Origin of the sequence: Cronobacter dublinensis subsp. dublinensis LMG 23823 (assembly GCF_001277235.1) — a bacterium.
Lineage (GTDB): Bacteria > Pseudomonadota > Gammaproteobacteria > Enterobacterales > Enterobacteriaceae > Cronobacter > Cronobacter dublinensis.
This window is the reverse complement of the sequence record NZ_CP012266.1, coordinates 3628102-3651513: the sequence shown is the minus strand read 5'-3', so window position 1 is coordinate 3651513 and position 23412 is coordinate 3628102. Positions and strand designations below refer to the sequence as shown.

The 23412-nt window shown below is 56.4% G+C and carries 21 protein-coding genes and 1 tRNA gene; 12 read left to right on the top strand and 10 right to left on the bottom strand.

What is annotated here, in order from left to right; translation table 11 throughout:
* Window positions 1-3: 3 nt before the first annotated feature.
* From lysS to AFK67_RS16850, 3 genes are all read left to right on the top strand, one after another.
* Window positions 4-1521 carry a lysine--tRNA ligase gene (gene lysS / locus AFK67_RS16860; RefSeq protein ID WP_007718984.1) on the top strand — a complete coding sequence of 506 codons (1518 nt, stop codon included), beginning with the start codon at window positions 4-6 and terminating at the stop codon, window positions 1519-1521.
* Window positions 1522-1667: 146 nt separating this feature from the next.
* Window positions 1668-2423, top strand: coding sequence for an amidase activator ActS (actS, locus tag AFK67_RS16855; RefSeq protein ID WP_007718986.1), 756 nt, complete (start codon window positions 1668-1670; stop codon window positions 2421-2423).
* A 110-nt stretch (window positions 2424-2533) separates the two neighbouring features.
* Window positions 2534-2607 (top strand) — tRNA-Gly (locus AFK67_RS16850).
* A 408-nt stretch (window positions 2608-3015) separates the two neighbouring features.
* On the opposite strand, the gene AFK67_RS16845 is transcribed toward AFK67_RS16850, so the two are convergent.
* A complete protein-coding gene (locus tag AFK67_RS16845; protein ID WP_007718991.1) occupies window positions 3016-3696 on the bottom strand; it encodes a LexA family transcriptional regulator in 681 nt (226 codons plus the stop codon).
* 255 nt (window positions 3697-3951) lie between these two features.
* On the opposite strand from AFK67_RS16845, the gene AFK67_RS16840 reads away from it, so the two are divergent.
* The 5 genes from AFK67_RS16840 (at window position 3952) to AFK67_RS16820 (ending at window position 8222) form a co-directional block, all read left to right on the top strand.
* Complete coding sequence (locus AFK67_RS16840; RefSeq protein WP_007718993.1) at window positions 3952-4194, top strand: hypothetical protein; 243 nt, start codon at window positions 3952-3954, stop codon at window positions 4192-4194.
* 197 nt (window positions 4195-4391) lie between these two features.
* Window positions 4392-5012: a LysE family translocator gene (locus AFK67_RS16835; protein WP_038884457.1), complete on the top strand. Its 621-nt coding sequence runs from the start codon at window positions 4392-4394 to the stop codon at window positions 5010-5012.
* A 162-nt stretch (window positions 5013-5174) separates the two neighbouring features.
* Entirely contained in the window at window positions 5175-5795 is a 621-nt protein-coding gene (locus AFK67_RS16830) for a helix-turn-helix domain-containing protein (protein ID WP_007719002.1), read from the top strand.
* A 154-nt stretch (window positions 5796-5949) separates the two neighbouring features.
* Window positions 5950-7131 (top strand): acetyl-CoA C-acetyltransferase, encoded by a 1182-nt coding sequence (locus AFK67_RS16825; RefSeq protein WP_007719004.1) that lies wholly within the window; start codon window positions 5950-5952, stop codon window positions 7129-7131.
* Window positions 7132-7541: 410 nt separating this feature from the next.
* A complete protein-coding gene (locus tag AFK67_RS16820; RefSeq protein ID WP_007719008.1) occupies window positions 7542-8222 on the top strand; it encodes an oligogalacturonate-specific porin KdgM family protein in 681 nt (226 codons plus the stop codon).
* Window positions 8223-8484: 262 nt separating this feature from the next.
* Here AFK67_RS16820 and AFK67_RS16815 read toward each other — a convergent pair whose 3' ends face one another.
* The gene (locus AFK67_RS16815; RefSeq protein ID WP_007719011.1) at window positions 8485-9663 is read right to left on the bottom strand and encodes an oligogalacturonate lyase family protein; all 1179 of its coding nucleotides are present in this window, start codon (window positions 9661-9663) and stop codon (window positions 8485-8487) included.
* 613 nt (window positions 9664-10276) lie between these two features.
* Between AFK67_RS16815 and kduD the strand changes: the two genes are divergently transcribed.
* Complete coding sequence (gene kduD / locus AFK67_RS16805) at window positions 10277-11038, top strand: 2-dehydro-3-deoxy-D-gluconate 5-dehydrogenase KduD (RefSeq protein WP_007719014.1); 762 nt, start codon at window positions 10277-10279, stop codon at window positions 11036-11038.
* Between the two features lie 158 nt (window positions 11039-11196).
* On the opposite strand, the gene AFK67_RS16800 is transcribed toward kduD, so the two are convergent.
* From AFK67_RS16800 to AFK67_RS16775, 6 genes are all read right to left on the bottom strand, one after another.
* Window positions 11197-12327, bottom strand: a complete 1131-nt coding sequence (locus AFK67_RS16800; RefSeq protein WP_007719016.1) for an oligogalacturonate lyase family protein — start codon at window positions 12325-12327, stop codon at window positions 11197-11199.
* Window positions 12328-12394: 67 nt separating this feature from the next.
* A complete protein-coding gene (locus AFK67_RS16795) occupies window positions 12395-13684 on the bottom strand; it encodes an ABC transporter substrate-binding protein (protein WP_007719018.1) in 1290 nt (429 codons plus the stop codon).
* Between the two features lie 13 nt (window positions 13685-13697).
* Window positions 13698-14825 (bottom strand): ABC transporter ATP-binding protein, encoded by a 1128-nt coding sequence (locus AFK67_RS16790; RefSeq protein ID WP_038884456.1) that lies wholly within the window; start codon window positions 14823-14825, stop codon window positions 13698-13700.
* A 12-nt stretch (window positions 14826-14837) separates the two neighbouring features.
* Complete coding sequence (locus tag AFK67_RS16785; RefSeq protein ID WP_007719026.1) at window positions 14838-15752, bottom strand: carbohydrate ABC transporter permease; 915 nt, start codon at window positions 15750-15752, stop codon at window positions 14838-14840.
* The gene (locus AFK67_RS16780) at window positions 15745-16635 is read right to left on the bottom strand and encodes a carbohydrate ABC transporter permease (RefSeq protein WP_004385692.1); all 891 of its coding nucleotides are present in this window, start codon (window positions 16633-16635) and stop codon (window positions 15745-15747) included. Before AFK67_RS16780 ends, AFK67_RS16785 begins: the two co-directional genes overlap by 8 nt.
* 630 nt (window positions 16636-17265) lie before the next feature.
* Window positions 17266-17589: a cupin domain-containing protein gene (locus AFK67_RS16775; RefSeq protein ID WP_007719029.1), complete on the bottom strand. Its 324-nt coding sequence runs from the start codon at window positions 17587-17589 to the stop codon at window positions 17266-17268.
* A gap of 151 nt (window positions 17590-17740) precedes the next feature.
* On the opposite strand from AFK67_RS16775, the gene AFK67_RS16770 reads away from it, so the two are divergent.
* Window positions 17741-18442, top strand: coding sequence for an aspartate/glutamate racemase (locus AFK67_RS16770; RefSeq protein WP_007719031.1), 702 nt, complete (start codon window positions 17741-17743; stop codon window positions 18440-18442).
* Here AFK67_RS16770 and AFK67_RS16765 read toward each other — a convergent pair.
* Complete coding sequence (locus tag AFK67_RS16765; protein ID WP_038869577.1) at window positions 18420-19358, bottom strand: LysR family transcriptional regulator; 939 nt, start codon at window positions 19356-19358, stop codon at window positions 18420-18422. The genes AFK67_RS16770 and AFK67_RS16765 overlap by 23 nt on opposite strands.
* 148 nt (window positions 19359-19506) lie before the next feature.
* On the opposite strand from AFK67_RS16765, the gene lysA reads away from it, so the two are divergent.
* On the top strand, window positions 19507-20769 hold the full coding sequence (lysA, locus tag AFK67_RS16760; protein WP_007724376.1) for a diaminopimelate decarboxylase: 1263 nt from the start codon (window positions 19507-19509) through the stop codon (window positions 20767-20769).
* Here lysA and AFK67_RS16755 read toward each other — a convergent pair.
* Window positions 20746-21774, bottom strand: coding sequence for a LacI family DNA-binding transcriptional regulator (locus tag AFK67_RS16755; protein ID WP_162140669.1), 1029 nt, complete (start codon window positions 21772-21774; stop codon window positions 20746-20748). The two genes, lysA and AFK67_RS16755, sit on opposite strands and share 24 nt — an antisense overlap.
* 293 nt (window positions 21775-22067) lie before the next feature.
* Between AFK67_RS16755 and AFK67_RS16750 the strand changes: the two genes are divergently transcribed.
* Window positions 22068-23405 (top strand): PTS sugar transporter subunit IIC, encoded by a 1338-nt coding sequence (locus AFK67_RS16750; protein ID WP_007724382.1) that lies wholly within the window; start codon window positions 22068-22070, stop codon window positions 23403-23405.
* The last annotated feature ends 7 nt before the right edge of the window (window positions 23406-23412 follow it).

Genomic DNA, 23412 nt, shown 5'->3' with positions numbered 1-23412 from the left:
AACATGTCTGAACAACAAGCACAAGGCGCAGAAGCGGCGGTCGATCTTAATAACGAACTCAAAACGCGCCGCGAGAAGCTGGCTGCGCTTCGCGAAAACGGCGTCGCATTTCCGAACGATTTTCGTCGCGATCGCACCTCAGACCAACTGCACGCTGACTTCGACGGCAAAGAAAACGAAGAGCTGGAAGTGCTGAACATCGAGGTCTGCGTGGCAGGCCGTATGATGACCCGTCGTATTATGGGTAAAGCGTCTTTCGTGACGCTGCAGGATGTCGGCGGCCGTATTCAGCTGTATGTGGCGCGCGACGATTTGCCGGAAGGCGTCTACAACGAGCAGTTCAAAAAATGGGACCTCGGCGATATCCTGGGCGCGCGCGGCAAGCTGTTTAAAACCAAAACCGGCGAGTTGTCCATCCACTGCACAGAGCTGCGTCTGCTGACCAAAGCGCTGCGCCCGCTACCAGATAAATTCCACGGCCTGCAGGATCAGGAAGCGCGTTACCGTCAGCGTTATCTCGATCTCATCGCGAATGATGAATCCCGCAACACCTTCAAAGTGCGCTCGCAGATCCTCGCGGGGATCCGTCAGTTCATGGTTGGCCGCGGCTTTATGGAAGTTGAAACCCCGATGATGCAGGTGATCCCGGGCGGCGCGTCCGCGCGTCCGTTCGTGACGCATCACAATGCGCTGGATCTCGACATGTACCTGCGTATCGCGCCTGAGCTCTATCTCAAGCGTCTGGTGGTCGGCGGTTTCGAGCGCGTGTTTGAAATCAACCGCAACTTCCGTAACGAAGGCATCTCGGTGCGCCATAACCCTGAGTTCACGATGATGGAACTCTACATGGCGTACGCAGATTACAAAGATCTGATCGAGCTGACCGAATCGCTGTTCCGCACCCTGGCGCAAGAGATTCTTGGCACCACGCAGGTACCTTACGGCGAAGAGACGTTTGATTTCGGCAAGCCGTTTGAAAAACTGACCATGCGCGAAGCCATTAAGAAATATCGCCCGGAAACCGACATGGCGGATCTGGACGATTTCGAGAAGGCGAAAGGCATTGCACAGTCCATCGGCATTAAAGTCGAGAAGAGCTGGGGTCTTGGCCGTCTCGTCACCGAGATCTTCGAAGAAGTGGCTGAAGCGCACCTGATCCAGCCGACTTTCATCACTGAATATCCGGCAGAAGTGTCTCCGCTGGCGCGCCGTAACGACGTTAACCCGGAAATCACTGACCGCTTTGAATTCTTCATCGGCGGCCGTGAAATCGGTAACGGCTTTAGCGAGCTGAACGACGCAGAAGATCAGGCGCAGCGCTTCCAGGATCAGGTGGCCGCGAAAGACGCTGGCGACGACGAAGCGATGTTCTATGACGAAGACTACGTCACCGCGCTGGAGCACGGCCTGCCGCCGACCGCAGGTCTCGGTATCGGTATCGACCGTATGGTGATGCTGTTTACTAACAGCCACACCATTCGCGACGTGATCCTCTTCCCGGCGATGCGTCCGGTGAAATAAACCGTCACGCTGCTCGCAAAGCCGCGCGTTCCGCAGGGAGCGCGCGGCTTTTTCATTTTCGCGAGGCCTGCCGGGTTAGGATGAACGAAACGGAACTGCTAAGATAAGCGCCGTAAAAAAGTTATCGTCTGTCATGAGGAGCCGTTTTGAGCACGGATTGGTCGTCCGCCTTATTAAAAAAGAAAGCGCTTTGCCTTCTGGTTTGCCTGTTTCTCGCCGCCTGCTCCAGCAATAAAGCCGGTGTTTCTAATGCAACCAAAGGAAGCTACAGCGGCCCGACCTATACGGTTAAACGCGGCGACACGCTTTACCGCATCTCCAGGATGACCGGCAGCAGCGTTGGCGAGCTCGCTCGTCTGAACGGCCTTTCTCCTCCTTACACCATCGAAGTTGGCCAGCGGCTCAAAGTGAAAGGCGCGTCGACGCCTGCTAAGAGCTCGACCCGCACCGCTTCCGCCTCGCGCTCCACCCCGGCGAAAACGCTGCCGAAAGTGGCTCCGCCGCCCGCAGGACAACGCTGCTGGCGCTGGCCGACCTCCGGCAAAGTGGTGATGGGCTATTCCGACAGTGACGGCGGCAACAAAGGCATTGATATCGCCGGTAGCCGCGGGCAGCCGATTTACGCTTCGGCAGCGGGCAGGGTGGTCTATGTCGGCAACCAGCTGCGCGGTTACGGTAATCTCATCATGATTAAACATAATGAAGAGTACATCACCGCCTACGCGCACAACGACACCATGTTGGTGAACAACGGCCAGCAGGTAAAAGCCGGGCAGAAAATCGCGACGATGGGCAGTACGGGCGCCGATTCCGTGCGCCTGCACTTCCAGCTACGCTACCGCGCGACGGCTATCGATCCGCTGCGCTATCTGCCGCCGCAGGGCAAATCGCCGTCTTGTTGATGCCTCACCGCCCGTTTGTGCCGCGGGCGGTTGCTTATAAATCCGTCAGTTAGCTTGCCAGGGGCTTGTCAGCGGTCGCCTAACGCCTATAATGCTTAACGCACCTCTTCGCGGGCGTAGTTCAATGGTAGAACGAGAGCTTCCCAAGCTCTATACGAGGGTTCGATTCCCTTCGCCCGCTCCAGAATTCCTTTCAAACCGCACAAAAACGCTTCTGATTATCCCAGGTTTGAATATCAGGCTGACGTTAACTAAGCCCCAATGCATTGCTTATAAATTTAAAAAAGCATCGTTTTATCTTTTTTAGCAGGACAAGATAACGTGCAGGCTACCTGTAGCATTTTAGTTGGTGGCGCATAATCAGCATTCACCGTTGCGCCAGTGTGGACAACCGCCATTCAACCCTCCTTTTAAATCGCAGGCATCTATCGCCCCGATAGAGTGATGATATCGATAAAGCGATTGTGGTATTTAATCGATATTGTGATGATGCATGGCAGATAAAGCGATTAACGCGCCTTCGATATAAGCTGTAAAAGCAACCAAAGCGATAAGCGCGCCGGAAGATAAGCGCGCCCGGCGCAGAGAAGGGTTAACCGTGGAACTTATACGCACGGGACTGGCTGACCAGGACTTTGGCGCGAATATTCAGGCCAGACTCATCAATATCGGTGATGTACCAGGTTTCATATTTTTTGTTATCCGAGATAACCGCCAGACGCTTATGTTGAAGCTGTAAGCGTTTGATATATAGATAGTTATCCAGCGTAAAGATATAGATTCCATCGCCATCGAAAAAATCGACGCTGACGTCAACAAAGATCTGATCGCGCGGCTCGAAGGTGCCGGACATCGAATCGCCATTCACGGCAATCATCTTAATGTGGTCAGCCGGACGGCTGCCGAACAGCGAGCGCGCCTCCTCTGACGAATACTCGATCGATTTGATGGTTTCGACGAACTCGTCGCGGGTGATCACACCACTGCCCGCGCTGGCGCGCACATCGAACACTTCCACGCGGTAGACATCACTGGTGCTGGCCGCGGCAGGTTTGTTTTCCGTCATAAGCGGCTTCATGACGCCCTGTCCATCGGCGAGCCATTCGGCGCTTACGCCGAGTACGCGCGCCAGTGCCACGGTGTTACGCGAGCCATTAGCGCCGTTAAGAAGTTTGTTGACGCTGCTCTGCGCCATGCCGACAGCCTTCGCCAGCGCGCCCTGTGTATACCCTGCGTCTGCCATCGCTTTTGCCAGGCGATCCGAAAAATTCATTATCACGTCCTCGTGGTCTCTCATGTCAGTGTATCGCCTGAGCGATTTTTTAACAATCGATAGATAAGGCTATTGAAAATCGCTAAAGCGATTGATAGAGTGCATTTGTCGACGTCGTAGCGCGTGCAAAAAAGCCTCATCACCGATGCCGCTTTTAGCTCGCCTTGTCGCCGACAACGCGGTATTCAACCACTATCAGCATCGCCTGTGGCTGTAGCGGCCTTTTTATCTTTCTGTCCACGGAAGGAGGCATTTATGCATCCAGGAGAAGGGCATGCCCTGACTTACGGGTGGAGCGTGCTGCTCGGTTTTTTCACTGTGCTTTCGCTTCAGGATGGCGTCTTCATTGTGTGGGCAACACTCAGCGCTTTTTTCACTATTGATACCTATTACGCCAGACGACGCGCGCAACAGGCGCGGCTGGAGGAGGACCGTAAACGCACCGCGCTCCTGCGGTTGTATCTGAAAAGCCCTGGCCCCGGTATTCGTATGCGATGACATCATCGTTTGATTCTGGGGACGCTTTTGGCACAGCCGTATCCAGCACGGATTAATATTTCTTGCTAATGGCACATCTTTATTTTATTGCCGCTTCTTTACAGTAGATCCTCAATTCATCATCCCGTTACGTAACTAACCTCCTGATTGCCGGGCCTGTTTTTCTTCTATAAGCTTTTTCTTTTCGGAGGATAAACATGTCTGTGACTGATGCACTGCTTGCGTATACCCTTGCGGCGACGCTATTAACCCTGACGCCGGGGCTGGATACTGCGCTTATTTTGCGTACCGCGGCGGCGGATGGCGGTAAAAAAGCCGTGCAGGCGGCGCTCGGCATTGATGCCGGCTGCTTTGTCTGGGGCGCGCTGGTGGCGTTTGGTCTGGGGGCGCTGTTCGCGGTGTCTGAAATGGCGTATTCCATTCTGAAATGGTGCGGGGCGGGGTATCTCTGCTGGCTCGGCATTCAGCTTCTGCTGCGCCCGCGCACCACATTTGATACGCAAGACAACAGTAAAGCGCGCGCCAGCAACAGCTTTTTACGCGGTATGCTGGGCAATGTGCTGAACCCGAAAATGGGCGTCTTTTATGTCTCCTTCCTGCCGCAGTTTATTCCGGCGGGACACTCGCCCATGCTCTGGACGTTCCTGCTGGTAGGCATTCATGCGCTCATCGGCACGCTCTGGTCGCTGACGCTTATCGTCGCCACCCGCTATGCGTCGGGCATATTAAAAAAACCGGGCGTGGTGAAATGGATGGATCGCGTGACTGGCGGCGTATTCCTGCTCTTTGCCGTAAAACTGGCATTGAGTAAACGCTGATAGCAACGCCATTCTCGCCACGGTAGTCAGCGTTTTTACCTCCTAAGCTCTTTCTTACATTGATTTATTTTCGCGGCGTCTCATTATTAAAAAATGAGGCGTCGCGCGGCACGGTTTTTACTATGCTGATAGTTAACGTTACTTCTGGCGTGTGCTATTTGCATGGAAACTTATCCACTCCCCGAACGGCCTGAAGAGGCCATTACCCGTCTGATTGCCGCGCTGGAAAACAGCGGCGAGCCGCGCCATTTTGCGAGCGGCGCACCGATTCCCGCACAGCCTGAGAATATTGTCGTAATCCTACAGGGGGCGCTGTCGATGCATCGCGTGATGGACAGTCTGACGATGATAGAGTCGACCCGGCCTCAGCTGCTTGGCGTCACCTACAACAGCCAGTTCAGCCAGCACTTTACGATTAAAGCGGAATCCGCCTGCGAAGCGCGGATCGTTCCCCGTGACGAGTTTGAAGCGGTAATTGAGGCGCAACATCTCTGGCGCGAGTTATTGCAGGTGGTTTCCTGGTATTATGATGTGCTGTACTGGAAGAGCTACCACTTTCTCGGTCGGCAGTCCTATACGCTCATTCGCAACTGTTTAATTGAGCTGGCGGCAAAAGAGGAGCAGGAACGTGACGAGATCAATGCCTGCGATTTTATTCGGAGCAAAACCAATCTTTCCCAGAGTTATATTCTCAAAGTGTTCAGCGATTTAAGAAAAGGCGACTATATCGATATTTCTCGCGGTCGTCTGAAAGCCATTAATAAGCTGCCTGAGCGGTATTAATGGCGGTATCGCGACACCCTGTTTGCCAGGTGCCGCCGCCGCTACTGGCGCGCGGCGCAGATTCCTTGTGATTCCCCTCACCAAATTTTAAACATTTACGAAATCATTCTATAACAAGCGGCTACTATGTCCCGGTTCAATTCCGGAGATAACCATGAAAGATGTCGTCATTGTGGGGGCCGCGCGTACGCCCATCGGCTGTTTTCAGGGCGCGCTGGCGGGCCGCTCTGCGGTGGAGCTCGGCGCGGTCGTCATCGAGGCGCTGCTCTCGCGCACCGGGCTTAACCCGCAGGATGTCGATGAGGTGATCCTGGGCCAGGTGCTGACGGCGGGTGCCGGGCAGAACCCGGCGCGGCAGACCGCGCTTAACAGCGGCCTGCCGTGGTCCGTCTCGGCGATCACCATTAACGATGTCTGCGGCTCCGGGTTAAAGGCGCTACATCTGGCGACGCAGGCTATCCAGTGCGGCGAGGCGGATGTGGTGATTGCGGGTGGCCAGGAGAACATGAGTCGCGCGCCGCATGTGCTGACCGAAGGCCGCACCGGCGCGGCGCCGCAGGATGGTCATATCATTGACAGCCTGGTGCATGACGGGCTGTGGGACGCCTTTAACGATTACCACATGGGCGTGACGGCGGAAAACCTGGCGCGGGAATACAACATCAGCCGTGAACATCAGGACGCCTGGGCGCTGGCTTCGCAGCATAAAGCGCGGGCGGCCATCGACAGCGGCCGGTTTCGTGACGAAATTGTACCGGTGGTGATTGAGCAGTGGGAGGGCGCGCCGCTGGTAGTCGATACCGACGAGCAACCTCGCGCCGACACCAACGCCGAAGCGCTTGCGCGTCTGTCACCTGCGTTTCAACACCTCGGCAGCGTGACGGCGGGCAACGCCTCGTCAATCAATGATGGCGCCGCAGCGGTGCTGATGATGAGCGCCAGCAAGGCGGAAGAGCTTGGACTGCCGGTGCTGGCGCGCATCCGCGCCTTCGCGAGCGTCGGGGTCGACCCGGCGCTGATGGGCATCGCGCCGGTCTACGCCACGCGCCGCTGTCTGGATCGCGCGGGCTGGCGGCTTGACGATATCGACCTTATCGAAGCCAACGAGGCGTTCGCGGCGCAAACTATCTCGGTCGGCAAGCTGCTTGAGTGGGACGAGCGCAGAGTGAACGTCAACGGCGGCGCGATTGCGCTCGGGCATCCGATCGGCGCGTCCGGCTGCCGTATTCTGGTTTCGCTGGTGCATGAGATGGTGAAACGTCAGGCGCGCAAAGGGCTGGCGACCTTATGCATCGGCGGCGGTCAGGGCGTGGCCCTGGCGATAGAGCGCGATTAATTAACCGCGCTTTCCTCCTGCATTTTCCTTTTGCATTTTCATTGTTTCTTTCCTTCCCTTTGTGCGTTGCCGCTGGCGGGCGGTAACGCGCATATCATTGCGCGGCTAATAATCATCAGGGCGTTATTATATCTCCCGAACCGGTTGCCAGGTTGATTATTTAATGGTTTGCGTTAATTCGTAAAATGACGTGCGTGAAAAGCGCGTTGTTATCATTTTATTAAAAACGATTTGTGACTCGAACCGCCTTTTTTCGGCATTTTGCTGGTTTTTTATTGAGCAAAATCACGTGCTTTGTTTTCGTTATTTTTGAAACAAGGTAATACGATCCGGATCACTAAAATATAATTACCTAAAAAATAAAATACAGTTTCATAAAAACGAAACATCATTTTACTTAAGGGTATTTTATGTTTAAGAAAGCACTGGCGCTTGCTGTCCTCTGTGGGTCTACCTTCGCGGTACACGCGGTTACCGTCGATTTACGTCACGAGTATATCGATAGCGGCATTAACGCCGACCGTGTGGCCGTTTCCCACCGTTTTGATAACGGATTCGGTTTTTCCGTTGAGGCGAAATGGAAAACCGGTGGCGACGATCAGTCGCGTCCTTTTAATGAAGTGGTCGGCAATGGCCATGAAGATCAGATTAGCTGGCGCTGGAAGGCGACCGATGCCATCGCCATTACGCCTGCGTTTACCATTGAAAGCGTTGATAGCAAAACGATTTATAAACCTAACATCCACGTGCAGTACAGCTTTGAAAATGGCGTCTACGTGGCTGCCCGCTACCGTTACGAATATACTCGCGTGCCGGAAGGCAAAGACGATGACGATAAAGTGAACCGCGGCGACGCCTGGGTCGGCTTTGCGCTCGGCGACTGGCGTACCGAGCTGAACTATGTTTACGCGCAGAGCGAAGAAGGCTTTACCCGTAATAACGGTAAGAAGTACTCCAACGAATATAACGCCAAAGTGGCTTACAAAATCGATAAAAACTGGTCGCCCTATTTTGAAGTGGGCAATATCGGCGTGAAAGAAACCGATGAGCGTCAGACCCGTTTACGTGTCGGCGTGGCATACAGCTTCTGATATTTTCACCCTCATTTCGCCCCCGCGATGACGGGGGCACCTTATTTTCTTTTGCAATTTCCTGATAGCTTGCTCCTGAGTATAAGCATACCGCCCATGCAGGGGCGGTTTTTTTATGTCCGTCGCCCTTGTGTTATTTCCACATAACCGTGCCGATAGGGCAATTATTATTTACCCGCCGTTTTATTAGCGGCAATACGCGTAAATAAAAAAGCCCTCCAGGAGAGGAGGGCAAGCAGTGATGGAAACAGGACTTTTATTATTATTTAACGCTTAGCATTTCACGCTGTTCGGGCAGTTTCGCGATATAGACCGCAGGTTTGCCGTCTTTATCAGTACTGAAAAGAATGGCATTGCCGTCCGGGGTAAAGGACGGATGCGGATGCGTGACCTGACGACTACCGGCAAACGTATCCCAGGACGTATCGTGACGCGCCACGCGGTAATACGCTTTCTGCGCGACATCAAACACATACAGGTAAGGGTCGTTTTCAATGGTATAGCCGCTCGTGTCTTTTACATCCACCGGCGTGCCGGAACCGTCGCCCACCAGCAGCGTACCGTCGAAGTTGCTCATCAGGTGCGAGCATGCGGGCATTGGCATCACTTCTTCATTGACGCCGCTGTCTGGCAGATAACGATAAATGGTGCGGCCCTGCTGGCCTTTAAGATAGGAAACATAAATCAACGCCGAGCCGTCCGGTACCCAGAATTCATGCGTACAGCTTTCTCCGTCGGCGTGTTCTTTTACCTTGCGCACGTTGCTACCGTCTTCATTGACCATCCACATGCGCGCATCCACCAGATCGTGCGGCCCTTCATGGCAGAACGCGACGGTATTGTCGTCGAACGGGCGGTAAATGGGATGGCCCAGCCAGATTTTCTCTTCGTGGATAGTTTCGCTGGCGCCGGTTTGCAGATCCACACGCAGCAGGCGGCAGTGCGGCCCCTTATGGAAGAAATCGTGGAAGATTTTCCAGTCGCTCAGCGGCACATAATCGCTTTTGGCTATCTCAATGCCGACCAGTTTCGTGCAGTCGCTGTTAGCGACCCAGGTGCCATAGCCGACCCACGCGTCCGGCACGCGGTAGACGTCGCGCTCCGCCTGGGTGGCGAGGTTAACTTCGCGCAGCACGCGATCGTTTTTCACGTAGTAAAGGAATTTGTCGTCCGGTGAGAGGAAGCCGCCAAACGTGTTATCGCCCGCGCCTTCGGTGAGCTGCACGGCTTCGGCCTGTTCCAGGTTCAGCAGGTAGTAGTTCCAGTGTCCGTCGAACTCGCCTGCAAACAGCAGGTGGCTGCCATCGTTAAAAAAGCATTTCTGGTAGAAATAGTTGCGGTGGCAGGTCACTTCCGGTGGGGTTAAACGGGTGATTTCGGCGCCGGTATCCGGGTCGATGCTCACCTGATACTGAAGTTTCACCCGCATGCCTTTGGCCATACTGTGCTCCTTTTATTGCTGGCTGGCGTTCGCTGATTAGGATCTCAAAAACAGAGTCTTAAATTATCAAAACAGCGTTTCAATGTGTGTGATTGCGGACGCACTTTTACCCGGTGCTTTCCAAAAAAAGCGCATTTATGGACATCCAACCGCATAAACATCGGGAAGCTAACGCTTACCTGTTCGTGCTGATGGGGCAGTGCTTCGACGAAACGATGGTTGTTCAGTCTTTATTTATCCTGTTGATATTTATGGCTATGAAAAAAGCGATCAGATGGTGATAGCGCGCCAGACGTGATCGGCTCATCAATTCTGACAATACATTCAATAAAAAATGAAACATTGTTTTATTTAGGATTGAAAACGGGTTTGGCGGAGTTTAAGATGAACACATTGTTGAAAACGAAACGCTGTTTTGCTGTTTGGTTGGCAACCTTTTTTCCCTCCTTATTAACACGCGGTCATTGTGAGATGGCGTAAAGCGACCCGTGCCGGGGCTCCTGAGCGGGGCGTTTTATGGCATCAAACAGCGGTGTTGAAGAGAGGGCGTAAGCGGCGACAGCCTTACCCGGTCACGCCTGCTGAGGCAGGCTCGATTAACAAGGAAACACACATGATTCTGGATGCATTTTCTCTTCAAGGTAAAGTTGCGATCGTTACCGGCTGCGATACCGGCCTCGGTCAGGGAATGGCGCTGGGCCTCGCGCAGGCGGGCTGCGATATCGTGGGCATTAATATCGTTGAGCCGACGGAAACCATCGAGCGCGTTACGGCGCTGGGCCGTCGTTTTCTGAGCCTGACGGCGGATCTGCGTAAGATCGACGCCATTCCTGAGCTTATCGAGCGCGCCGTTGCGGAGTTCGGTCATGTCGATGTGCTGGTGAACAACGCCGGGCTGATCCGTCGCGAAGACGCGATTAACTTCAGCGAGCAGGACTGGGACGACGTGATGAACCTGAACATCAAGAGCGTGTTTTTTATGTCGCAGACCGTGGCGAAACAGTTCATCGCCCAGGGCAACGGCGGCAAAATCATTAATATCGCCTCGATGCTTTCCTTCCAGGGCGGTATCCGCGTGCCGTCTTACACCGCGTCCAAAAGCGGCGTGATGGGCATTACCCGTCTGATGGCGAACGAGTGGGCGAAGCACAACATTAACGTGAACGCTATCGCGCCGGGCTACATGGCGACCAATAACACCCAGCAATTGCGCGCCGATGAGCAGCGCAGCGCCGAGATCCTGGACCGCATCCCGGCGGGCCGTTGGGGCCTGCCGAGCGACCTGATGGGACCGGTGGTGTTCCTGGCGTCCAGCGCGTCAGATTATATTAACGGCTATACCGTCGCCGTCGACGGCGGCTGGCTGGCGCGTTAAGCGCAAGCCAGTTGTGAAAAAGCCTCCCGCGTGGAGGCTTTTTTGTGGGCGGCGTTTAGGGTGGATGCGCGTTGCTTACCCACCCTACGGAATTCACATCGGTTTTTGGTAGGGCGGGTAAGCGAAGCGCCCCCGCCGTTGGCTGAATAACCACGCCATCACACCTTCGCGAGATACAACGCCGGCATGCCTTCCGCATCCGAGGTATAGAGCACCCACTGCTCGTCCGGCGAAAACGACGGGTGCGGGTGCGTCACCTGGCGGTCGCCGTCGAGCACTTTCCATGAGGTGTCGTGGCGGCACAGCGCCCGCTGCGTATTGTCGTGAAGACTGAACAGCCAGATATACGGATCGTTAAGACTGATATCGCCGGTTTTATGCGGCGCGCCGTCGCCCACCACGCGCGAGCCGTCGTGATTGCTCATCAGGTGCGAGCAGGGCGGGATCGCCATCATCTGGCGGTTTTCAAGCGTCGCCGGGTCGGCGGCGTACAGATAGCGCTGCGGGTCGCCCGCCTGATGCGCCACGTAACAGAGCGCCGAGCCGTCCGGCACCCAGAATTCATGGGTGAAACTCTCGCCCGGCCCGTGCTGGCGCACCTGGCGCATTGCGCTGCCGTCTTCGTTAATCAGCCACATGCGCGCGTCGATGACATCGCGCGGGCCCTCGTGGCAAAACGCCACCGTGGCGTCGTCGAACGGGCGATAAATCGGATGCCCCAGCCAGCGTTTTTCCTGCAAAATCACCCGCCGCTCGCCGGTAGTTAAATCGATACGAATCAGCCTGCATTCGGGCTGCGTATAATAAAATTCGCGAAACTTCTGCCAGTCGGTCAGCGGCTGCCAGTCGCGCTTTTTGATCTCAATACCGACGAGCGCGGTGCAGTCGCTGTTCGCGACCCAGGTTCCATACGCCACCCATGCGTCATCCACTTCATACACGACACGCTCTTCAAGGCTTGTCAGGTCGAGCCGGCGCAGTTCGCGCTGGTGTTTCACATACCACAGCGCGCGGTCATCGGCCGATAAAAACCCGCCGAAGGTGTTATCGCCCGCGCCTTCGGTGAGCTGCGTCGCCTCCGCGGCGTCGAGATCCAGCAGGTAGTAGTTCCAGTGCCCGTCAAACGCGCCGCCGAAAATCAGCCTGCGCGCGTCGCGGGTAAAACATTTTTGATAGAAGTAGTTGCGGTGGCAGACGATGTCAGGGGGCGTCAGGCGGATCACGTCGTTGCCGGTGTCGCGGTCGCTGCGGGTGACAAAAGAGAGGGAAATAATGTCGTGTTTAGCCATTGCGCATTCCTTTTACAGGCAAAAAAATACCCCGCCCGTTGGGGCAGGGTAGTGGAGTCAACCGCCTTTAGCGCATCGCGCGTTTCAGGATGCGGTCCGCCTGGCGCTGGAACTCCACGGCGGCGTCTTCAACGGATTTCTGACCGTAATCGATATACTGCAGCGCGGTGCCGAACTGCGACACAATCTGCGGATCGTCAAAGTACGGCGAGACCGCAAGCGTGGTCGGCAGCGACTGCGCGAGTTTCAGCCCGGACACCGACGGATCTTCATCTTTGATAACCCCCGCCCCGGTGAGCTGCGCCACGGCGGCTTTGCTCAGCGGTACGCCGCGCTCAAGGCCAAGCGCCGCCACGCCCTCTTTGCTGTTCAGCAGGAAGTTAATCAGCTGCGCCGCTTCTTTCGGGTTTTTGGTGGATTTGCCGATAGAGAGCATCTGCGCCGGTTTGAAGAACAGGCCCGCGTCTTTCGCCTCCGGCAGCATCGGATAGGCGCCGAGCTCAAGCTTCGCTGGCGGCTTGAGGTTATCGGAGTATTTGGTGATGGTGGAGTTCCACATATAAGTGCCCGCCCATTCGCCCTGGATCCACGGCTTCATTTCATACATGTTGCTCTTGCCGAACGAGGCGTAGTATTTGGTGTCCGGCATTACGTGGCTGTCGATGAGCTTCTTATACATGCCGAAGAATTCGATCCACTGCTCCTTGCTGTACGAGAATTTTTTGGTTTTCTCATCCACCGCAGGAATGTTGTATTTCTGCACCATGTAAGAGTTCAGCAGCGCCAGCACGTCCTGATGTTCCAGCACAACCGGGTAGTACTGTTTGCCGAGTTTCGACTCGAAGGTCTTCCCGGCGGTCATCAGCTCATCCCAGGTTTTCGGGTAGGTGACGCCCGCTTTCTTCCAGGTTTCATTATTGAAATAGAACACGCGCGCGGTCACGGAGATCGGAATGCCGTTCAGCTTGCCGTTGACGGTGGTGGATTTCAGCTCTTTCGGGTCGAACTGGCTTAAATCGATAATGTCTTTGACCTGGTTTAAGTCGTAAAACCCGTCGCCGTTTTTCGAGAAAATCGGCAGCCAGTTCCAGTTCGTCTGCATCACGTCCGGCTCGGTGCCGCCCGCAATCTGGGTGGTGAGACGCGACAGATGGCCGTCCCAGCCGGTGTATTCCGGCTTAACGCTAATCTCCGGGTGCTGTTTGTGAAACTCTTCCAGCGCTTTTAAGGTCACCTGGTGACGGCCATTGCCGCCCCACCAGGACATTCGCAATTCGACGTTTTGCGCCGAGTGCGACGGAAAGGCGCAGAGAGCAAGGGTAGAAGCTAATGCTGTGCTAACGAGGGCTTTTTTCATTATAAGACTCCTGTCAGAGAGAGAGGTTCTGTTCTGTTTTGGCGTCAAAAATATGACACTTATTCATGTCGAACTTAAAATACACCTTGCGGTGAAGGCCCTTTTCAATCATGGGTTTAGCTTCATCGGAAGGGATGCGGCAGGTCATTTCGAAATCTCCGACTTTCAGGTAGACGAAAAATTCGTGACCCATATTCTCCACGCGCACCATCTCGCCGGTGCCGCAGGGTTCGGCGTAAGGGGTATCGGAAATCGAGACATATTCCGGGCGAATGCCGAAGTAGATCTGCTGACCGGCATACCCAGCCACTTTCTCCTGCTGGCGCGGCGTCAGCGCCAGACGGTCATCGCCAATGCACATCAGCAGGCGGCCTGATTCTTCCACCAGCAGGCCGGGTTTAATGTTCATCTCCGGCGCGCCGATAAAGCCCGCCACGAACATGTTTTTCGGGTAGTGGTAGAGGTTATCCGGCGTATCCACCTGCATGATGTGGCCAAGCTTCATCACGCAGATGCGGTCGCCCATGGTCATTGCTTCGGTCTGGTCATGCGTCACGTAGACCGTGGTGGCCGGTTTGCCGCTCTTTTTCAGCTGCTTGTGCAGGTCGGAAATACGGATACGCATCGAGGCGCGCAGCTTGGCGTCGAGGTTTGAGAGCGGTTCGTCAAAGAGAAAGACGTCAGGCTTTTTCACAATCGCGCGGCCCACCGCCACGCGCTGCGCCTGGCCGCCGGAGAGCTGGCGCGGCAGGCGGTCGAGCAACTCTTCGAGCTCCAGGATTTTCGCGGCTTCATCCACCTGGCGGTTAATCTGATCTTTCGGCACCTTGCTGAGCTTTAGGCCGAACGCCAGGTTTTCACGCACCGTCATATGCGGGTAGAGCGCGTAGTTCTGGAACACCATCGCGATGCCGCGCTCTTTCGGCGCGAGGTTGTTCACCAGCTTTTCGCCGATGCGCACTTCGCCGCCGCTGATGGTTTCAAGCCCCGCCAGCATACGCAGCGTGGTGGACTTGGCGCAGCCCGACGGGCCGACGATCACCATAAACTCGCCGTCCGCGATCTTAAGATCGATACCATGAACCGCTTTAAAGCCGTTGGAATAGACTTTTTCTAACTTATTGAAAATAACTTCAGCCATGATATTCCCCTGTTAACCTTTAATTCCGCTGCTGGCCACGCCCTGTACGAAGTAACGCTGGGCCAGGAAGAAGACGATGATGGACGGCAGAATGGAGATGCTCGCCATTGCCAGAATTTCGTTCCACGGCGCGCCTTCGGTCACGTCGATGGACATCTTAAGCGCCAGTGCGATCGGGTATTTATCCACGCTGTAGACGTAAATCAGCGGCCCGATAAAGTCGTTCATCGACCACATAAACTGGAACAGCGCGACCGAAATCATGGCGGGTTTGAGGATCGGCACAAGCACATACCACAGCACCTGGAACGAGTTGCAGCCGTCAATCTGCGCCGCTTCTTCCATGTCGCGCGGTACGCCGCGCAGGAACTGAATCAGCATAAAGACGAAGAACCCCTGGGTGGCGAAGGCCATCGGTAGCCAGAGCGGCAGATAGCTGTTGAGCATGCCCATCTCGCGAAACATCAGATACTGCGGGATCAACAGCACGGTGCTCGGCAGCAGCATGGTGGCGATAAGCGTGGCGAACCAGAATTTCTTCCAGGGGATCTCAAAGCGCGCGAAGCCATACGCCACGATGGTGGAGGAGATAACGGTCAGCACCACTTTGGGGATCACATACTTGAACGTGTTCATCATGTAATGCCCGAAGTTATATTCGGTGCCGGTTTTCCAGCCGTTGATAAAGCCATCCCAGGTGGCGTGCGTCGGCCACAGGCCGAGCGTCGTGAAAATCTCGTGGTTGGGCTTAAACGACGCCGAGAACATCCACGCCAGCGGGTAGAGCATCAGCAGGCCGACAAACAGCAAAATCACATAGCGGATGGCCCGACTGACTTTTTCGCGTCGCAGGGTGCGCGCCACTTCACGGTCGGCGGCGCTCATGCCGGTGCGCGGCGTCAGTTGCTCCTGTTGGATATCAGCCATTTTTGCCTCCCTTATCGGCAGAGTAGAAGACCCAGTATTTCGAAGACTTAAAGGCGATGGAGGCGAAGAGCGCCACGACCAGGAACAGCACCCACGCCAGCGCCGCGCCGTAGCCCATATCGAAATATTTAAAGGCGGTATCGTAGATGTAGAGCGAGAACAGGTAGGTGTAGTAGGTCGGGCCGCCGCCGGTAATGACGTAAGGGCCGGTAAACTCCTGGAACGCCTGGGTGGTCTGCATAATGAAATTAAAGAAGATAACCGGCGTAATCAGCGGCACCGTGACCTTCATAAACATCTGCCACTTCGACGCGCCGTCGATCATCGCCGCCTCATACTGCGACTGCGGCACGTTTTGCAGCGCGGCCAGGAAAATCACCATCGCCGAGCCGAATTGCCAGACGCGCAGCAGCGTCACCGACATCAGCGCCAGCGACGGCTCGCCAAGCCAGTTCACCGGGTCTAAGCCAAACACGCCGATAAAGCTGTTCAGCAGGCCGTCGATGGCGAACAGCGCGCGCCACAGCACGGCGATAGCAACCGAGCTGCCGAGAATCGAGGGAATGTAATAGGCGGTGCGAAAGAAGCCGATGCCGCGCAGTTTGAAATTGAGCACAAACGCGATGCCGAGCGCGAAGGCGAGCTTCAGCGGAATGGTCAGGAACACGTAGGCGAAGGTGACGCCCATCGATTTCCAGAACAGATCGTCATCCATCAGCATATAACGGTAGTTTTCGATACCGTTAAACACCGGCGGATTCATCAAATCGTACTCGGTAAAGCTGAGCGCGAAAGAGGAAACAAAAGGGAAGGCCGTAAAGACTATCAACCCGATAATATAGGGTGATATCCAGGCCAGACCCAGGAGCTTGTTTTCATTCATACATACCTACCTGGCATTCAAGGGTTCATTAATCGGATCGGATTCGGGTCGCGCAAACCGCGCCAGCGAAGACCTCAGGCCCGCAAATACGAGGCCGGGCGGCCTGACAGTCGCGCTGTGAATAATGTGTCGTGATGAAAATGCGCGACCGTAATGTGATAGAGATCGCGACTTTTATATTTTATTGAACCGTTGTTTCTTGTTTCTAAAACAGCGTTTTAATTTATTTTATTGCTATTTATTTCGCCGTCATTCGATAAATGGCGGAAATGTGATCGTGGTCGAAACGCTGTTCCGGTTTTTTGACGCCGCGCGGTTTTCCGGGGGCACGGGGCGAGACAATGTCTGTCAGGGAAAGCGGGGAAAAAGGCGGGCCAGATGAGACAGACGCCTCCCTTTTTGCCTGTATTTCCAATGAATGTCAAAGCGATACGCCACCGCCAGCGGCTGCCTGCGGCACGCGATCTCTGAAATATTCCAGCGCAATATGATTGCCTGGCTAATAGTTTCTCTGCGGGGTGGGAAATATCGTGTCATTCACCGGAATGATAAAACGAAATAAAAACGCGCCAGGGAGATGCCAGAAACAAAAAAGCCGCCCGGAGAGGCGGCTTTTTTATTAGGGCACGGTTATTTCAGGAAATCTTCCCGCACCGGGGTGAAGGTATCCAGCAGCGTGCCGGGCGTAATACAGACGCAGCCGTGCATGATATTCGGCTTTTTATAGAGCGTGTCGCCCGCGCTGACGCGGTGCGTTTCTTCGCCGATGGTGAATTCGAATTCACCGGAGAGCACATAGGTCAGCTGCTCATGCGGGTGGCAATGCATCGGGCCGACAGCGCCCGCGTCGAAGTTGACCTCGACCGCCATCATTTTGCCGTCGTGCGCCAGAATGCGGCGGGTCACGCCGTTGCCTAAATCTTCCAGCGTGGTCTCGTTGTGATAGATAAACATGGCTCGCCTCTGATATGTGAAACGTTGTTTCATTTAATCTATCCTGGTGGAAAAAAGAAAAGAACGCGCCGCGCCGGGAAATGGCGGGCGGATCACATTTGTTCACTCTGGCAGGCGTGCTATAACCCGGTGTGGGCACAAGGAGGCAACGATGAAAACTGTAGGCTTGCTGGGCGGAATGAGCTGGGAATCCACTATCCCGTATTACCGGTTAATCAATGAAGGCGTGCGCGACCGTCTGGGCGGACTGCACTCGGCGCAACTGCTGCTGCACAGCGTCGATTTCCACGAGATAGAAGCCTGTCAGGCAAGCGGCGAGTGGGAAAAGGCGGGCGACAGGCTGGCGCAGGCGGCGCTGGGGCTTGAACGCGCGGGCGCGCAGGCGATTGTGCTGTGTACCAACACGATGCATAAGGTGGCGCACCAGATAGAAGCGCGCTGTTCACTGCCGTTTTTGCACATCGCCGACGCCACGGGCCGCGCCATAAAAGCCGCGGGGCTCGCGCAGGTGGCGCTGCTCGGCACGCGCTATACCATGGAGCAGGATTTCTACCGCGCGCGGCTCAGCGAGGGTTTTGGCGTACAGACGCTTATTCCTGACGAACCGGCGCGGGCGCGCATCAATCAGATTATTTTCGAAGAGCTGTGTCTTGGGAAAATCACCGCAGGATCCAAACGCTATTTTCAGCAGCAGATCGACATTCTCGCCGCTGACGGCGCGCAGGGCGTGATTTTTGGCTGCACCGAAATCGGCCTGCTGCTGGGTGCGCAGGATTGCCCGCTGCCGGTTTTCGACACCGCCGCGCTGCATGCCGCCGACGCGGTGAATTTTATGCTGGGCGAGCAGGGCTAGCCAGCATTGCCTCAAGCGTGGCGGCAAGCCCGCTCATCTGCTGCTGCAAATGGCGGCTGAACGTCTCCACCAGCGCGGAAGCGGGACGGTGCAGCGGGCGGATCAGGCTCACCGTAAACGGCACCGCCACGCTGAAACGGCGCACCACGATGCCCGTCGCCGCGTAATCCAGCGCGGTGAGCGGGTTGACTATCGACACCCCGACGCCCGCGCGCACCATCGCGCAGACCGACGCGGCGCTGTGGGTCTCCAGCACCATGCGCCGCTGCACGTTGTGCTCCTGAAACAGAGAATCGAGCAGCTGCCGATAGCTGTCGGTGCGTGACAGGCTGATGTAATTTTCACCCGCGAAATCCTGCGGCGTAAGCTGCGGTTTCTCCGCCAGGCGGTGGCCTGCGGGCAGGACGCACACTTCGTTTAAGGTCAGCAGCGTCTGGCGCTCGGTGCCTGCGGGCGTCGCGGTGTTTTCCGTTATCCCTAAATCGTGACGCTGGGCGGAGAGCCACTCTTCCAGCAGCGGCGACTCCTGCGGCACGATATTCAGGCTCACTTCCGGGTAGTTATCCAGAAACGGCTTTAGGAGCAGCGGCAGCAGCGACTGCGAGAAGACAGGCAGACAGGCGACCGAGAGCTCGCCCTGGCGGAACTGGCGCAGGCTCTCCGCCGCGCTGACGATGCGGTCAAGTCCGTACCAGGAGCGCTGGACCTCTTCGAACAGGCGCAGACCCTGCACCGTCGGGTGCAGCCGCCCGCGCGCGCGGGTGAAGAGCGAGAGGCCAATCAGCTTTTCAAATCGCGCCAGCTCGCGGCTGACGGTGGGCTGCGAGGTGCGCAGCAATGCCGCCGCTTCCGTGACGTTGCCCGCGGTCATCACCGCGTGAAAGATTTCGATATGGCGAAGCGTGACGTCTGGCATAGGGTTCCTTTTGATGATGACGCTCATGGCGGGTGTGTGTCGCCCTCCCCAAAACCATATCATATTTGCATAGACTCACGAGAAATCGATATTTTTTCTTCGCTAAAGGCTGTGGCGTAATAGGGGTATCAGCTTAAGGAGTCTTGCCATGCCACGTTCCCTGTACAACACCGACAGTGCCCTGAATGCCGCTAACCTGCTGCCGCTGCCCGCGCAATTCGGCGGCCCGGTCTGGGTCTATGACGCTACTATCATCCGCGCGCAGATCGACCGCCTGCGCCAGTTCGACGTGATTCGTTTCGCCCAGAAAGCCTGCTCGAATATTCACATTCTGCGCCTGATGCGCGAGGCGGGCGTCAAGGTGGATTCCGTGTCGCTCGGCGAGATCGAACGCGCCGTCGCGGCGGGTTACGATCCGCGTCAGAACCCGGACGACATCGTGTTTACGGCGGATGTACTCGACGACGCGACCATCGCCCGCGTGCATGAACTGGGCGTGCCGGTTAACGCGGGCTCGGTGGATATGCTGGAGCAGCTCGGCGCGGTATCGCCGGGGCACCGCGTCTGGCTGCGCATCAATCCGGGGTTTGGTCACGGCCACAGCCAGAAAACCAATACCGGCGGCGAAAACAGCAAACACGGCATCTGGTACAGCGATCTCCCGGCGGCGCTGGCGGTGATGCAGCGTTATCAGCTGAAGCTGGTCGGCATACATATGCATATCGGCTCCGGCGTTGACTATGGTCATCTGGAGCAGGTGTGCGGCGCGATGGTAAGTCAGGTGATTGAATTTGGTCAGGATCTGGAGGCTATCTCCGCAGGCGGCGGGCTCTCTATTCCTTACCGCGACGGCGACGAGACTATCGATACCGACCACTATTTCGGCCTCTGGAATCGCGCGCGCGAGCAGATCGCCGCGCATTTTGGTCACCCGATCAAGCTTGAGATCGAGCCGGGCCGTTTTCTGGTGGCGGAGGCGGGCGTGCTGGTGGCGCAGGTGCGCAGCGTAAAAGAGATGGGATCGCGCCATTTCGTGTTGATCGACGCGGGCTTTAACGATCTGATGCGCCCGTCGATGTACGGCAGCTATCACCATATCTCGGCGTTGGCGGCGGACGGACGCGATCTGCGCGACGCGCCAGTACTCGACACCGTAGTCGCCGGGCCGCTGTGCGAATCAGGCGATGTCTTTACCCAGCAGGAAGGCGGCAAAGTGGAGACGCGCGCGCTGCCGGCGGTGCGTCCGGGCGATTATCTGGTGCTGCACGATACCGGTGCGTATGGCGCGTCGATGTCTTCAAACTACAACAGCCGCCCGCTGCTGCCGGAAGTGCTGCTGGAAAACGGCGAGGCGCGCACCATTCGCCGCCGTCAGACGATTGACGAGTTACTGGCGCTTGAGCGCTTTTAACGGCGTGGCGGCGTAAGGGCCTGGTGCTACGGAGTCTCGCAGCACCAACGTGCCGGTAAACGGGGGAATGGCGGTCAGCGGCTCGTCGCGCGCCAGCCGGATAGCGCTCTCGATAGCGGTAGTTATCATATCTTCAATCGGCAGGCAGACCGTCGAGAGCCCCGGCTCAAGCCAGGCGGCGCTCGGCGCGTCGTCAAAGCCGAACAGCGACACATCCTGCGGAATGCGCAGCCCCGCCCGGTAAAGCGCCTTCGACGCGCCCAGCGCCATATCATCATTACAGGCGAAAAGCGCGCTGAAGCGCGCGCCGCTCTCCAGCAGCTCCCTGCAACGCGCATGGCCGCCGCGCATAGTGGAATCGCCGTTTTTAATCAGCGCCTCGTTCCCGGCGATACCGTGCTTTTCGAGCGCCCGGCGGTAGCCCAGCAGGCGCGCCTGGCCGGTGGGCGTGGCGAGCGACACCGTGATGCAGGCAATCTCCCTGTGCCCCTGCTCAATCAGATATTCCACGGCCTGGAACGCAGCATCCTGCTGCTCGAAGAAGACGCAGCGCTCGCGCGCCTGGCTGACGTCGCGGTTGATGATGACCAGCGGCACGGCGGTATGCTGGAGAAGCTCCATAATCGCCTCTTCGCTCATATGGCGGGTATAGAGCACGATGGCGTCGCACTGGCGGTCCGCCAGCATCTGCACGGCTTCCAGCTCGCGGGCGGGCGTGTCATGCCCGTCGGTGACAATCAGCTGTTTGCCATGCATTTCAGTGCGCCGCGATGCCTGCTGCAACAGACGACCGAAGTAAAAGCCGTCAAAACTTGAGACCACCAGGCCAATGCTGTTGCTGGTGCGGTGCGCGAGTGAGCGGGCCAGCAGGTTAGGGCGGTATCCCAGCTCTTCCATCGCCCGGAAAACCTGCGCGCGGGTGCTTTCTTTGACCTGGCCTGTGTTGTTCAGCACGCGTGAAACGGTCGCTTTGGAAACGCCAGCCCGCAGTGAAACATCCCGCATTGTCACCATTCCCTTTCGCTCCCGTAGTCATCGTTACTGGATGGAGTTTAACACACAAGCCTGGCGGTAAAGCGGGGCAGCGCGCGGCTGCGCATCGCCAGGTGCTCGATCGGATTTTATTTATTTCTGGTATGCCAAATTGACTGGTTTTAATTATTTGGAATACCAATGTCTGTTTGTGAGAGCAGGGTCACAGATAACTGCGCCCGCAGATCCTATTTTTGGCATACCAAAAAAGGTATTCAGCGGTAACCTTTCCGATAAAAAAGCCACATCCGATGAGGGCAAACCCTATGGCATTCCAGGAAAAGTTGATCGATTCTCTGGGCAGTTTCGCAACCAAATTCAACAGTTACCGCTATATCATGGCTATCAAGGCGTCGTTTATTACGCTGATGCCGGTCATTATCGTCGGCGCGTTTTCGGTGCTGATCTCCAATATGGTGCTGGATCCGAAGAACGGGCTGGCGAGCTTCCAGGCGCTGTCGTTTCTGGCGGCGCTCAAACCCATCACCAGCGCCATCAACTACGCGACGCTGAATTTCTTAAACATCGGCGCAGTGTTTTTAATCGGTATTGAGCTTGGGCGCATCAACGGCATTAAGACGCTGTTCCCCGGCCTGCTGGCGGTGATCTGCTTCATCTGCGTCACGCCCACCACGGTCGAGATGCTGGTGGATGGCGAGATGCACGTGGTGAAAGACGTGCTGCTGCGCCAGTTCTCCGATACCCGCAGCCTGTTCCTCGGCATGTTTATCGCGATCCTGTCTGTCGAGATTTACACCTGGCTTGAGCATCGCGACGGGCTGAAAATCAAAATGCCCGACACCGTGCCGCCCAATGTCTCCGCCTCATTCTCAGCGCTGATCCCGGCCATCATCACGACAACGGCTATCGCGACGTTCGGTTTTGTGTTCCATCAGGTGACCGGCATGTACCTCTACGACGCGGTGTATCAGGTGGTGCAACAGCCGCTGGAGCGCGTGGTGCAGAGCCTGCCGGGCATCCTGCTGCTGATGTTCGTCGCCCAGCTGTTCTGGGTGATCGGCATTCACGGCAACCAGATGATTAAGCCTATTCGCGAGCCGCTTCTGCTGGGCGCGATTACCGTCAATATGAGCGCGTTTGAGCAGGGCAAAGAGGTGCCGAACATCATCACGATGCCGTTCTGGGATGTGTACATGAGCATCGGCGGCTCCGGGTTGACCATCGGCCTGCTGATTGCCGTGATGATCGCCACCAAGCGCAAAGAGATGAAAGAAATCGCCAAGCTGTCGTTCGGGCCAGGCATTTTCAATATCAACGAGCCGGTGATTTTCGGCATGCCCATTATGCTCAACCCGATCCTCGCGGTGCCGTTTATCATCACACCGCTGGTCACGGGCTCCATCGGCTATTTCGCGACCGTCATGGGCTTTGCCGGTAAAGCCGTGGTGATGGTGCCCTGGACCACGCCGCCTTTGATCAACGCCTGGCTTTCTACTGCGGGCTCGATGGGCGCGGTCGTCACCCAACTGATCTGCATTCTGGTTTCCATTCTTATCTATCTGCCGTTCGTGAAGATAGCCTCGCGCCGCGCTGAGCAGGCGCAGCTCCAGGCCGCCAGCGTCGAAACGGCCAAAAACGCATGAGGCACCC